11 protein-coding genes are annotated in these 14,023 nt (G+C 40.4%); 3 read left to right on the plus strand and 8 right to left on the minus strand.

The genetic code is table 11. The features are described from left to right. Positions 1-151: 151 nt before the first annotated feature. The 7 genes from PN457_RS13365 to psbO form a co-directional block, all read right to left on the minus strand. A complete protein-coding gene (locus tag PN457_RS13365; protein WP_271733851.1) occupies positions 152-811 on the minus strand; it encodes a flagellar motor protein in 660 nt (219 codons plus the stop codon). A gap of 23 nt (positions 812-834) precedes the next feature. After that, entirely contained in the window at positions 835-2,559 is a 1,725-nt protein-coding gene (locus PN457_RS13370) for a hypothetical protein (protein WP_271733852.1), read from the minus strand. A 49-nt stretch (positions 2,560-2,608) separates the two neighbouring features. Further along, on the minus strand, positions 2,609-5,842 hold the full coding sequence (locus tag PN457_RS13375) for a tubulin-like doman-containing protein (RefSeq protein WP_271733853.1): 3,234 nt from the start codon (positions 5,840-5,842) through the stop codon (positions 2,609-2,611). 19 nt (positions 5,843-5,861) lie between these two features. Continuing rightward, a complete protein-coding gene (locus PN457_RS13380) occupies positions 5,862-7,004 on the minus strand; it encodes a vWA domain-containing protein (protein ID WP_271733854.1) in 1,143 nt (380 codons plus the stop codon). 311 nt (positions 7,005-7,315) lie between these two features. After that, positions 7,316-7,564, minus strand: coding sequence for a hypothetical protein (locus PN457_RS13385; protein ID WP_271733855.1), 249 nt, complete (start codon positions 7,562-7,564; stop codon positions 7,316-7,318). A 2-nt stretch (positions 7,565-7,566) separates the two neighbouring features. Next, the gene (locus PN457_RS13390; RefSeq protein ID WP_271733876.1) at positions 7,567-7,734 is read right to left on the minus strand and encodes a hypothetical protein; all 168 of its coding nucleotides are present in this window, start codon (positions 7,732-7,734) and stop codon (positions 7,567-7,569) included. Between the two features lie 65 nt (positions 7,735-7,799). Further along, positions 7,800-8,636, minus strand: a complete 837-nt coding sequence (psbO, locus tag PN457_RS13395; protein WP_271733856.1) for a photosystem II manganese-stabilizing polypeptide — start codon at positions 8,634-8,636, stop codon at positions 7,800-7,802. A 433-nt stretch (positions 8,637-9,069) separates the two neighbouring features. Between psbO and PN457_RS13400 the strand changes: the two genes are divergently transcribed. The 3 genes from PN457_RS13400 to ftsZ all read left to right on the plus strand — a co-directional run bounded on the left by PN457_RS13400 (position 9,070) and on the right by ftsZ (position 12,661). Then, a complete protein-coding gene (locus tag PN457_RS13400) occupies positions 9,070-9,435 on the plus strand; it encodes a hypothetical protein (RefSeq protein WP_271733857.1) in 366 nt (121 codons plus the stop codon). Between the two features lie 695 nt (positions 9,436-10,130). Next, a complete protein-coding gene (locus PN457_RS13405) occupies positions 10,131-10,982 on the plus strand; it encodes a cell division protein FtsQ/DivIB (protein ID WP_271733858.1) in 852 nt (283 codons plus the stop codon). 398 nt (positions 10,983-11,380) lie between these two features. Further along, entirely contained in the window at positions 11,381-12,661 is a 1,281-nt protein-coding gene (gene ftsZ / locus PN457_RS13410; protein WP_271733859.1) for a cell division protein FtsZ, read from the plus strand. A gap of 346 nt (positions 12,662-13,007) precedes the next feature. Here the strand turns inward: ftsZ and gshB are convergent, their stop codons facing one another. Next, positions 13,008-13,991, minus strand: a complete 984-nt coding sequence (gshB, locus tag PN457_RS13415) for a glutathione synthase (protein ID WP_271733860.1) — start codon at positions 13,989-13,991, stop codon at positions 13,008-13,010. Between the last annotated feature and the right edge of the window lie 32 nt (positions 13,992-14,023).

Here is a 14,023-nt window from a genome sequence, read left to right on the forward strand (position 1 = left end):
AAAGCCAAAAAAATATAAAATTTTGCGCAATTGCAACACTTATCCGTAGGTAGTTGTTTTGAGCGTGTAGGGGGATAATTGACTATTCCTTTTAAGCAAGTCTTAAAGAATCTGCGTGTCTTCAGACCGCAGAGTGTCAAAATAACTTAAACTACTTTACGGTTCGCTCTTCACCCAACCGGGTAAAACGGATTTCAATGCGGCGGCGGTTCTGATCTGGTGCACGTACTACGGGAGCAAATTCCCCACTAGGTAATATTAACTGAGCCGCCGAATAAGCACGGAAGGACAATCCCGGAAGTTTTTTTTCTTTAACCTGAATATTACGCAGCTGTTGGACTACCGCTAAAGCACGCATTAACCCCAAATCAGCATTAGAACCCGCTTGTAGTTTCTCTAATTCCAATCCACCACGGGCGACATTTTCTAAATTCAAGTCTAGGTTACTGGGCATATTACCATTAGGCTGACCGTCAGTATGTCCGATCACCTCTATAATATCGATATTATACTGTTTACTTGCCCTTTCAATTTCCGGTAAGATTTTTGTCGCAATGTAATTATAAAACCTGGGGTTAATTCTTGCACTTCCAGATTCAAATCTATGCTTAGGGTCATCTGGAATCAGAATAATTGGGGGTGTCTCTAGTTGCCTATCTACTAACTCCGGTTTTTGATTAACAAATGACCTAATGATAAAAAGTAACAAAAACAACAGCAGGATCATAAAGGCATTAGACATTAAATCTGTAAAAGCTGTGGAAATATTTAATTCTTCATGATAATCATTACGTTGCCAACGTCTAGCCATATTTTCCTATTTAAATGTCAAATTTATTTATTATGAGTAAAATTATCTATGATTTGATCTTCAGGGTTCAATGTTGAGCTTTTTACTTCCGTTCGTAACCGATAAATTTCATGTTTAGCATCATTGAGATGGTGAATACAATCTTGCAAATTCCCATTGATATCTTGATTTACTGCTGTTTGTTTGTTCACACCTTCCAGCAATAGGTTACCTATATTCTGATACTCTGTAACCAGAGTAGAATTACTACTATTCATTAACCGTGATATGTTTTCAGAATTCCTATCTATTTGCTGAGATATATTACCCAGAGATGTATTAACTGTTCCAGCGTGTTTATTGATAATTTCTACGAAGCCTTGCATATCTAAAGTAATTTGCTGCAAACCTTTAGCCTTATCCATCAGGTTATTTTCTAATTGTTCAATTCTAGTTACAGCTTTAGCAAAGCCATTGACCATTTCCTGAGAAATATTACCAGCTTGATTATTTATTGTCTGGATAAAATCTCGTAAATCCCCGGAAATCGCCTCTAAACTTCCAGCCTCATTCATCAGGTTACTTTCTAATTGCTCAAGTCTGGTTACTGCGATCGCAAAACTATCAGCACCTTCCTTAAGTTGAGGTATAATCTCACCCAGAGACTTTTGATTAATACGATTTAAATCTAATATTAGGGATGATATTTGATTGACGCTCTTAATTTCCTCTCCCAGTGCTTGCAGTTGAACTACCAATGAATTAAATGATGTTGTTGTATTAGCTAAACTTCCAGCAGAGTTAGAAAATCTCTCCTCTATCTGGGTTAAATTATTAGTCGCTGCTAATAACTTCTCAGGAAATTGACTATTAGCAAAGATGTTCGCCGCATCTTTAAATATCTGAGATTTACCATTGAGTTGATGTATGGCAATGTCAAACTCATGAGCAGCAGCAGATATAGTACCTGCTGACTCTGTAAACTTTTCATAAACTTGTCTGGCCAAATCTGTCGCTTGCTGATTCCCTGCGATTATTTGTTCTGCGACCTTAGCCATAGAACTTTCCACCGCATCTCGCACAGTCACACCAAATTTAGTTAAAAACTCATCCTGCTGTTCTACCATCCTATTGACTATTTTATCAAGGCGAGTATCACCTTGAACTTCAGGCAGGTAAATATTATCTAGATAGTCTTCTAAGGAACTGATAACGTGATACTTAAGAGCGCTAGTATTAAATTTCCAGTTAACTATTGTTAGCGCCGCACTAAAGAATAATCCCGTCAAACTAGTGACAAAGGCAATACTCATCCCAGATAATGATTGTTGTATTTGACCTACTAAATCATTAATATTAGAAGCAGCAGTATTATTGAGGGTTTCACTCAGGGCAGATAAATTAATTGTGATGCCAAAAAAAGTACCCAGTAACCCAAAAGCTAAGAGCAAATTGGGGATAATGCGGCACAAATATTCTATTTGTTCAATAGAAAAACCTTTAAACTTTTCTTGACTATAAACTTGTTCGATTAATGCTGCTGTATTAACTTGATCTAACTGGCTGCTAGCTTTTTCAAATCTGCTTTCTAGTGTGGTGATTATTTTAGGTTGTACCCCTCGTGGAGCATGATTAATTAGTCTTTGTACTTTCTCCGCTACATCTTGCAAATACTTATACAAACTCCAACGCAGCCAGATAGTAAGTATGGATGGTATAACAATGACCACGAGGGTAGCCAAAATTAATTCCCCTGGTATTGATGTCATGATACTTCCCTGATTATCAAATGTGTGAGAGGATGCTTAGTAAACGAAATTAATTTAAGAATTGGTCTAAGATTCTTTGTTTTTGACGCTCGTAATCTTCTTGAGTAATCAGGCCATCCCCTAAAAGGTCTTGTAAATTCTTTAAGTCTAACCGCATTTGTGCCCCAGTATCGGTATATTGCACCGATTCACCATCTACTATCTCGCCCACAAGAGATCTTCTGCTATCTAAGCTTTGCGGTAAACTATTTTCTGGAGTTGGGGAATTAAATTTATCATTCATTTTTCTGCGGAACCTGAGAATAATTCCTTCTTTAGTTCCTTTTTGATTGTTAATTAATGCATTCCTGTAAGGATAGTTAGGATGTTCCTGTGGTAACTTGTCAACTTCATTGACAAAGCTGTTGAATTTGGGTAAATATTCACTTTTCCACAGTTCAGGTTGTCTTTCCATAACAGAAATTTCCTGATCTAAAATACCTTGCAAAGCTAATTTCATATCCTGACGGTTCGCCAGTTCCTCTAAAGCCTGTCCCCATTCTGAACTGAGAGCAGCTGTGGAGTAACAGTCGCGCAAACCATCATAATATGTAAACTCTAACTGCTGATTTTGCGGGTTGGTCTGCAATAGTTGTAGACCTAGACAGGGATAGAAAACATTTTCTAATTGTTCTATTGTCACTGCATCTGGTGGAATAATATCTGGGAAAACCACACGGTAATCATTATGTAGAGAAGCGCTCCGGGAATTCTGTTCCCTGAGGTAATAGTTACGCATTCTTTCCAGACTATTAATTAATCTCAGAGGAAACCCACCATACTCATTGACAAATAAAATTTCATCCTCAGTTTGCAAGGATTTTAAGACTGTTGGCGAAATCCCTAAATCTGTAGTCAGCAAAGATTTAAACTGTCTGACTTCTAATTCATCGGTATCTTTAAAGCCCACTAATTGACTAGTTTTACCAGGATCATCCCAAAAATATGGATCACTCAAACTCAGTGGTAATAGGGGTTTAGCTTCTTCCATAATTTGTGCTAAACGGGTTGAACGTGCTGTTGAGTAGTTTTGCATGAAGCGCTTAATTACGGATTTGACAATATTAGTACCCCGTGAAGCAAACATACTGTCAATTCTCAAATTCATCTCTGTTTGCAGCAGTTCTTGGGTGGTGCGTTCCTTCTCTAAGAAACTGGTCAAAGACTTTCCTCTACCACTTGGTTCTGTAATTTCTGAACTGATCAGGGCTAACTGGGAACGTAAGTCATCTACAGGTAACATAGTTTGGTGACAGCGTTCGATGTCTTCATCATCAAATATGGCTTCACCACTCATTTCATCAAAATTCAAATCCCGTAACTCTCTATCTTGTCTTTCGTAAATGTTTTTTAAGTCATTTAATAGGCTGTCAAAAGCACTAGTCTGACTAATTTTCTCCTGTACGTATGTTTGCAGTCTCTTGACAACTCGTAGTGCTTCCTGTCGTACAGTTAAGTCAAAGTTATGTTTGATAATTTTCTGAACTTGTTGCAAAGCTGTTTTAATTTCTGTTTGAAATTGTTGATTTTTATTATTAAATTTGGGGATGACAAATTTAGCCTCGATATCTGTAAGAACCTGGTCAGTTTCAGCCCAGACTCTATCTACGTCTTCAGGTGTTCTCATGTTCGCAAAATCATTGAGAGACGCTTGTATATCCCGTTGGTAATCGTTTAACTCATGTTGCAGTGCATCTAACCAATCACGGCTACTTTTGAGGGAAAAATTAGACTTATTGGGTGTAAGTAGCTGAGTGAGATAATCATGAATATCACCCTGGAGTTGTTTGGTTAAGTTAGGAGTTAATTCGATTAACTTGGTTAACCATTGTCCTCTAGTACTTTCAGTTTCTCCTGGTTGTACTTTACGGAATTGATCACGGAATTCTTTAGGTACTCTTTGACGTAAATTATTTCTGTCGTCCTTATGTTCACACTCATTGATTAACTTATTGATTTTATTTTTCCATGTGATAATGCTGTTGTTAAATGTGCTATTGTATTCTTCCACTCCCTCTGCTAGTTTAGTAATTAAACCATCCCTAGTAACCAGGTCATTATGCCAATGGCACTCTAGGAGAAATTGCTGTAGTAAATCCCGGGGATCTGGGCTTTGACTTTTACCATTCAACCAAAAATTCACCAGTTCTAACCCAACTTTGTTTAAGGAAATTTCGACTACGGCATCACGGCGAAAATAAATGGCGGATAATCCAAATGTGAGGTAACGCTGGGGATTAGGACGGGGGTGTTTATCCCAATCAATAATGTGTTGTAAAAAGTTATCTCTGTTACCTTTAATGATTGGTGCTAATTCACTACTAAAATCAAGGGAAATTTTATGAGCAATAACGTTGCATAATTTACCTTGGTTGAGGATTGTATATTCGCCGCTGGTTTGATGAGAAACTAAATAAGTATAATCAAAGGGTGAACGTTTTTCGCTCACATACACAGGATTTTGGATGTCATAACAAGCTTCAAATTTTGTCCCTGGACGGTTATAGTAGTCTAGTTCTTTGAGAGCAGCATAGGTATTAGCATTCATGCTGGGAGCATTGCCATACAGTTCCGGACTAATCACTAAATAACCGCAAAATCTAGCATGATCACCATAAAAATGTCTGAGACTGTAAGCGATATCCAAAAACATCCCGCTACCTGTACCACCGCACAGGGAACCCACTACAAAAATACTTAATCCCGGCTCTACTTTGAGACCGGATCTGAGTAAATAAGCCTCGTGTCCTCTGGTACGTTCTTCAGCGTTCTTGATAGCTAATTGTATTTTCTGGTGGTTGTGGAAAAAAGCCAATCTTCCTACTGGTCTAATCCCTTTAGCACCGTCTTCTACTGCTTTAATATTACGTAATAATTGGGGTGGGAACCATCTACCAATGTGGTCATAGGGTCCATAATCGTTGTATTCTGAACGCCTTTCTAACCCTTCAACAAAGGTAGTCACTTCTCTGGATGACATGGTAGCGGTGACTTTTTCTGATTGCTGAAAACTTAGATCAACACCATGATAAATACTACCGGTGCGAATACCACTGACTTGAGTGGCAGCTTTATCGGTGTCAATGTGGACAAAACTGACAATGGGGAGCTTTTTTAAATCCCCATATTTGTCTACTATTAAGCGCCGAATTCGCATTAAAACATCCCTACCAGTTCCACCTAATCCTATACAAACTGTGCGGTTAATTCCTTGATATTGTTGTTCATTGTTCGCTGCGTTCATAGAAATACTCCTCTATAGACTATTTTTTGATTTGGATATTCATTTCATAATCGCGTTGGCGATTATCTGGACAATTGAGCTTAAATTTAGACCCAGAGATGGGGGTACGGGAGGCAATTTCCCGTCCGTTATAATGAATCGGTGGTAAGTTTGAAGTTAAGGGGACTAAGTAGAGTTTCTCTCCCTGTCGTTCTAAGTAGGCTCGGACTTCTCCACCCGGACAGGGGATAGAGTCTGGATAAGTTCCGTCGTCTTGACCAATGGCGATTTTTTGCTTATTCTTTAACCGACATATTTGTTCTTCTTGTTCTGGAATTTCTATAGATAATTGCCAATTTTTCTGTGAGCGGTGTAGTTTATATCCCCAAGCGCATAAACTAGCGATGATTGAAAGTAAAATTAAACCTGGGAGCCATAACTGTTGCCTTAAATAGGGATTAACTAAACAAGTTTCTCGATTACCTGGTGCTGGTGTGCAAAATTCTTGAACTGTGGGATCAATATCAACAACAGTTAATGTATATGGTTGATTTTCCCCTGTGGTGATGGAGAGCGATCGCTTGTTCATGGGTAATATTTCCATCCAAGCTTGTCGCTCTTGACTTTCTGGAGAATTAGCAATTCTTAATGGACTATCAGCAGGGGTTTCTATCCATATGTCTGAGGTAATTCCCGGTTCTGTAAATAAGGGTGCATCAGTTAACCAAATAACAGATTGTGGCTTAATTACTTGTCTTCTTTGCAAGCGATGATGATTAATTTGAGCAATACCTTGATAAACCCTTAACTCAGCGCGCTGAATATCTGTACCGTAATACTTGCTATCAGATGTTAAGGGAATTTTTTCCAATAGTTGTGCAATATTTTCCTCACTTCTATCAATATACTTAATCGGTTCTCCCAAAGGATTAAGACTAGGTGTAGATTCTTCTAACACCACATCCCTAGCAAAAGGAACAATGTAGATATAGTCTCCCGGTTGAATGCTGTCTTGAACGATTTGACGCAACCGAATCCGAGCTTGATCATTTAAGCCAACGCTTTCTGTTAAATCAATAGCCAAGATTACATCTCGTCCACCACTGAGCCGAGAGACTAAATTTAATCCGAGTTGTTGTGTAGGAGTGAGTTTTTCTCCGGGGGAAATTCTTGTTAAAGTCACTGAGACAGCCACACCAATATAATGTAAGAATTATTGCACATCATGCAGGAAATCACGTCATCTTGAGACTGGCAGTAATTCTGCTATGTGTATTATAGTATATGCGTATATTTAGTTTTGCTCACGAGTAATCTTAAATTAACACTTTACCAGCCCTAAATAATTTATGAAATCTCACTTATGGAGTATTGACTTTTGTATTATAAAAGTGGTATATGGGTTAGATTTATTATTTCAAGAATCAAAAGTACAAAAAAAGACCCTGATTAGGGTCACTTCAAATCAGAGAAAATGGGGAATGTAAATTTTAACTATCGCATATCATAGCGCTGGCGATAGTAAGCCAAGATTTCCTCTAGGCGTTGCTGACTTTCTGAAGCTAAATGGGATGTCATAGAAATCTCTAAGCCAGCAATTTGACTTTGCTTGTAATCGAATTCGGAAGATGATTGGGGAATTAAACCCACTTGTACGCCTTCAATTTGACGCAAATGAGCCGCGATTTCGCGATAAACCGCTAGAGGTAAACCAGCAAATTCAATTTTTTTTTGAGTTTCCATCTTTAACAAGGTTCGACCGGAGTATGTGAGGATGCTGAATTAACAGGTTCTTTACCTACCATTCTCGGAACTTCAATACCATATTGTTCCAGATTAACGATGGGATTGGAACTTTCATGGATTTGAATATGATGAGCAAACCAGCCGAGAAAAAACCCATTTGCTTTCACATCAAGGGAAACAAATGGGTAAAGTCTTATAATTGAGTCAATAATTACGAATCATTCCGGGTAATTTAGGCGCGATTTGGTTCAACCCGTGCGTAAAATAGACCGCGAATCTTGACTTCTTTAGGTTCACCAGCACCTAAATCAGTATCAGATGGCTGTTCGCTCTCGAAAGTCCCAGCAATTTCACCAGTAATGTTATCTACTTTAGCTACCTGTAGGGAAATTGTGCCATCAAGAGTTTCAATCCGTTTGACATTAGCGCGGGTGAGTTCTTCATCATCAGCTTGGGCAGGAAGAGCCACGGCGTTATCATAGCCAGTGACGATACCACGACCTTTAGGATCTAGGAAAGAAGAACCACGGTAGGAAGGAACCTTGAAAGTACCTTCAAAGTCAGTAGAGGTATTGATACTGGTCAAACCAGCTTGTGTTTGAGCAACTAAATTTTTGATGGTAAACAGGAAAGGTACTGATTCACCACCGGGGAGTTTTACAGTGATGGCTTGAAAGTCCAAACCATCAGCTTCTACAAAGGTCAGGCTATTATCTGGGTTGACTTTTAGGTCACCTTGTACCTGGTCAATAGTAGAGGTGTATCTGGTCAACAATTTACCGGGTACATACTCTGCTACTTGCCGTTTATTAGCAGGTTCTTCTTTGACAAAGAAAGTTGTTGGTTCCAAACAAAGTTCTTTGATGATATAAGACTGGCTTGATTGAATGGGAATGGAACCACGGCTAGTTTCTGCTAGTTGGGGGCATTTATTAGCTAAACCAGTGCCACGAATTTGTTCGTAAGTTAGTAAATCCCTACTATTAGAAGCAGTGGGAGCATCACTGCAAGCGGTTAATAGCCCCAGGCATACAGCCAAGAATGCAACAATTAAAGCGCGATACCTCATGGTCAACCTCAATTTCAAAAATTAATATCTAAGTTGTAAAACTAATGCCTATGGCATTTTCGGTGTTGCCCAAATGGTTGTGTATTATAAAGTAGGAGTATACTACATAATATACAGCCCATTGCTTTATAGGGAAATTAGCCAGATCATACGATTTTTTTTAACTCAAGATCAAAGCTCTCTCATCTGATCAAAAAATACGCGATTGCATTTAGCGGACTGGGAGGCAGAGCTAGAGTTGATGACCGTCTTTTATAATAAACTATGGTGGACTGTAATCTGGAAAACTGGAGGCTCTATAAATTCCTCTGCCCCTGACCCCCATGTGTTAAGCCAAGCGGCGCTCCTCATCGCTGATTATCCTTTGCTCAGGAATGAAAGCTAAAAATCTTCGGTAAATTTGAGTAGGCCTCATTTAGACGGAGATAGTTCCATGAGTAACCACGAACGTTTTGAATCTAGGAAGTTATCTGAGAAATTGCAAGCCATCACCACAGCAGTGCTTGATGTAGCTAGCGTTTCTCAAGGAGATGCCATCGCTCTTTTGGGCTTGTTGCGTCATTTAGAACAGTTACATCGAGATATCCGGGATGGTGCTTTTCAACAGAGTTTGCCTGATAATCGCCAGAAGCTCTACTCTTTACTCAAAGACATTGAATCTGAAGGAGGCTGGCCTTACATTGAGCGCATGAGGCTGAAAACCTTTTTAGCCACTTTGCCCGGGGCTGCCATGGAGAATGATCGTGAACCGGAAAATAACGATGATTTGTTGGAGAGCGATCGCTCCTTGAGTTCGTGATCTGCAAAAGAGTAATCAGTTTTTTCAGATTTTAAAAAACTTCATTACTCTTCATAACTCTTAACTCATAGATATACTAAATACTATCAGAATCAGGCAGGTGGTCAAAATGTCAAGCTCCTTTGGTCATCACTAGCGGATGTTAGTGTTTGACCCCAAGGGAGAATGCACAGAGTTAAAACTAGGCAGGAGAAGTGCTAAAGGCGAAAATTTATCGGTATTTGCTGGGGGATTCCAAGCTTTGACTTTTCTGTGCCACAATCATTACCCATTGAAATTGAAAGTAACAGTATTGACGCTAAGGCTGTATCCCTTTATAAGTGTTATTAACAATCTCAAAATAATAACTGGTGATCGGAAATTGAAGGATCTGCGCTCCCCTAGCAACATATGTTCATATTCGAGAATATTTAGCCAGCAATGTACTAGGCATGATTAATTGACAAGCGGCTCCCAGATTTCATATCTGGCACAATATTGTGCATTAGTTTCATTTGTGGTGTTTGTAGTACATAGATAATCATAGCTATCAAGGGCCACAGAGGTTGAAGCTTAATACTGGCTTGAATATTGGTGTAGCGGATGTAAATGCAAAAATGGAGGCAAAAGATTCATAGATACTCACGGGTTAATTAAGGAAAAGAAACGATCTGATCGCAAGCACGAATTTTTACCGCAAATATAAAGAGGAAGGAATGCCAGGCACAGTATCAGGTTCCCGAAATGATTTATCCGAGCGCCGTCACCAAATACGTCGGCAGCATCGGGTAAAAATAATTCAGGCGATTTGGCGCACTGTAGTCATTAGTGGTTTAGCAGGTGGTTTGTTTTGGGTAGCAGTCCAACCCATATGGGTAGTCAAGGCTCAAGAGCAAATTATCGTGAAATCAGGTGAGCAATTACTCTCCCCAGAGGCAATTGAGTCATTACTAGAGATATCCTATCCTCAGTCTTTATGGCGAATTAAACCCCAAGCGATCGCCAACTCTTTGCAGGAAAAACCGACTATTGCACAAGCAACTGTGCGACGCCGTCTTTTTCCACCGGGACTGAATATCGAAATACAGCCAAGAGTACCCGTAGCGATCGCACTCCAACCGGTGGACAAGGTCACATCTCAAAGTCCAAGGGAAAACTCCCCTGCGGGCTTATTAGATGGTAATGGGGTTTTGATGCCCTTAGAAAAATACAAGTTATTCCATCCCCAGATCAAACTTCCGAGTCTCAAAGTTATTGGTTCCCCAGAACAGTATGGCTCCTATTGGAGTCAAGTTTATCCACTATTAACTCAAAGTCCCGTGAAAATAATGGAGGTTGATTGGCAAGATCCCAACAATATAATTTTGAAAACCCAGCTACTAGGAGATGTACACATTGGTGCTTTCAGTCCTGAGTTAACCAGAAAAGTCAAAATACTCGCCCAAATGCGATATTTATCTGCAAAAATGGATTTTAGTCAAATCAAGTACATTGATTTGAGAAATCCCGCATCTCCATTAGTACATATGAACCAAATCGATCCCAAAGAGCACCCCCAAAATCCCTAGAAATATTTCCTAATCTCAAGTATGAACCAGAAAAAGTAGAGGTGATTATGCCCTAAATCAGCAATATAACCGTAAAGATAATAAATATTCACTAGAAGTTATACAGAGAAATTTTCAGGAAATTTGGGTATAGTTCTCTAGAATTAGCTGTCCTATATGTCCTATAGCCTTAGCCAATGGGTCATTAGCCTCTTCCCAGAGCCAGAGAAGGCAATTACAATTTTGTTAATGTTGGGAATCGCCATCACAATCAAGAACAGCGCCATATATTTTGGCAGTGTCAACCGATAGGTGACTCTTAGGTGAGAAATATTATTTTTCTAGCCAAGGGCTGCCTAGACACGAAGGTTTTGAGGAAAAATACCTGAAAAAGTTGTTTATCTACCACTCTGAATTCAATGCTTGATAATAACCAATATCTGATATATAAAAAAGCCCAATCTTTGGGACAGCCGGGATTTCCCCTAGCAGTTAATTCCAACAAACCTTTTAATAACTCTGGGCTGAACTTTGGGCAAAACTATGATGGTAAAAAGATGTCTATGGAAGAAAGCCGCATTGGGGAGATTGTTCCGGGTCGGGTGGCCAATATCAAAGTGATTGGTGTTGGTGGTGGTGGTGGAAATGCGGTTAACCGCATGATTGAATCTGATGTCGCAGGAGTAGAGTTTTGGTCAATCAATACTGACGCCCAGGCTTTGACCTTGGCGGGTGCGCCCAGTCGATTGCAAATTGGGCAAAAGCTCACACGAGGTTTAGGCGCCGGTGGTAATCCTGCTATTGGTCAAAAAGCAGCTGAAGAATCAAGAGACGAGATTGCTACAGCGTTAGAAGGTGCTGACCTAGTATTTATCACTGCTGGTATGGGAGGGGGTACGGGTACAGGTGCAGCCCCAATTGTGGCGGAGGTAGCCAAAGAAATGGGGGCTTTAACCGTGGGGGTGGTCACACGTCCATTTGTTTTTGAAGGTCGTCGCCGCACCAGCCAAGCTGAACAAGGCATTGAAGGGCTAAAAAGTAGAGTAGATACTTTGATTATTATCCCCAATAATAAGTTGCTCGAAGTCATACCAGAACAAACGCCAGTACAAGAAGCATTTCGCTATGCGGATGATGTCCTGCGTCAAGGGGTACAGGGGATTTCCGATATTATTACCATCCCCGGCTTGGTAAACGTTGACTTTGCCGATGTTAGAGCCGTCATGGCAGACGCGGGATCCGCATTGATGGGGATAGGTGTGAGTTCTGGTAAATCAAGAGCCAGAGAAGCAGCAGTCGCGGCTATTTCTTCGCCTTTATTAGAATGTTCTATTGAAGGAGCTAGAGGGGTTGTATTTAATATTACAGGTGGCAGTGATCTCACCTTACATGAGGTGAATGCGGCCGCCGAAGCAATATATGAAGTAGTTGATCCCAATGCCAATATTATTTTTGGCGCGGTGATTGATGACAGGCTCCAGGGGGAGGTGAGAATTACTGTAATTGCTACTGGGTTTACCGGTGAAGTACAAGCTGCACAAAGCCAAAACGTGGTTAATGCCAGAGCAACAGCTACTCCAAAACGTCCCACACCGCAGCAACCTGCAGTTAATCCCCCCACACCGAACCATAAAGAAAAACCCCCCGAACTGAATATTCCCGACTTTCTCCGCAATCGGCGTAAACCACCAGGAAGTTAGGCAAGGGGCGAGAAAGACCAGGAAAAAAGTAAAGTATTTTTGGCTCAGGCAATGGCTTGTGTCTAAACAATATTTTTACACAGTAGTAGTGTTACCCAGATAACACATTAAGTGCAGCAACACTTAAAAGTCATATTTATCCTATAGCAGGAGTTAATAGAACTGCTTTCAAAAACTTATGCAATTAGCTGGCAGCAACTGAAAATTTATGGTTGGCGAGGTCTTGGGGGATGGGGCTAAACCCCTACCTACAAGGTAGGGGTGTTAACTTTTGGCTACAATCTACCTGAATAGAGGAATAACATCCTGATTGTCCACATCGGGAAGTAAAGCCTTGGCTAGGGGATTACTGATGTGGTTTTTCAGTTTTGAGCGCCTCCTCAACCCATGAAATCACCTGCTCACCCAAGCTAGTGTCATCTAGTCGGTCAATTTCACGAATTCCGGTAGGACTGGTGACATTAACTTCAGTTAAATAACCACCGATGACATCAATACCCACAAAAGTTAAGCCATCTTGACGTAAGGTGGCGGCTATTTCCCTACAGATTTCATGCTCTCTGGCGGTGATTGTAGTTGGAGCAACAGTACCACCAGCTGCCATATTATTACGAAAATCACTACCGCTAGAAAGGCGATTGAGGGCACCAATTGGTTCTCCATTCAGCAGGATAATTCGCTTATCCCCTTCCTTAGCTTTTGGTAAATAAGTTTGCACCATCACTGGTAATCGACCACGCAGTGTACTGAGTTCAACAATGGAATTGAAATTGCGATCGCCTGATTGTAAAAATAAAATTCCTTCCCCGGCTTTATTACCCAGTGGTTTAATAATTGCTGCGCCCTTAGCCTCAACAAATTTCCGGATCAACTCTTTGTCAGCACTGACAATAGTTTCTGGAATAGCGTTAGTAAATTGGAGAGCATACATTTTTTCATTCGCCCCGCGGATACCACTAGGACGATTAATCACCAAAGTTTTGTCTTGGTCGATATAGTCCAGAACATAAGTAGCGTAGAGGTAGGAATCATTCACAGGTGGGTCTGTCCGCATGAACACAGCATCCATTCTATCTAGGGAGGTAAAACAGCTATCGCTCAACCTGTACCAAGGATTTACCGCCCTCCAGCTTCCCTCCACTAACTGGATTGGAACCAGTTCCACCTGCTGTAACATCGCCCAAGCTGTGCTATCTACCACACTCAGTAGATTCGCCTGAGTTACCCAAATTTCATGTCCTAATATTTGTGCTGCTTCCATCAGAGCAATGCTGGTATCATGACAGGGGTCAAGCTGATGGATGGGGTCAATAATAAAAGCCAGTTTCAATTCTTTGCCTCAATCACCGGGACTTATTATGA

The sequence above is a fragment of the Anabaenopsis arnoldii genome, assembly GCF_028331025.1.
Lineage (GTDB): Bacteria > Cyanobacteriota > Cyanobacteriia > Cyanobacteriales > Nostocaceae > Anabaenopsis > Anabaenopsis arnoldii.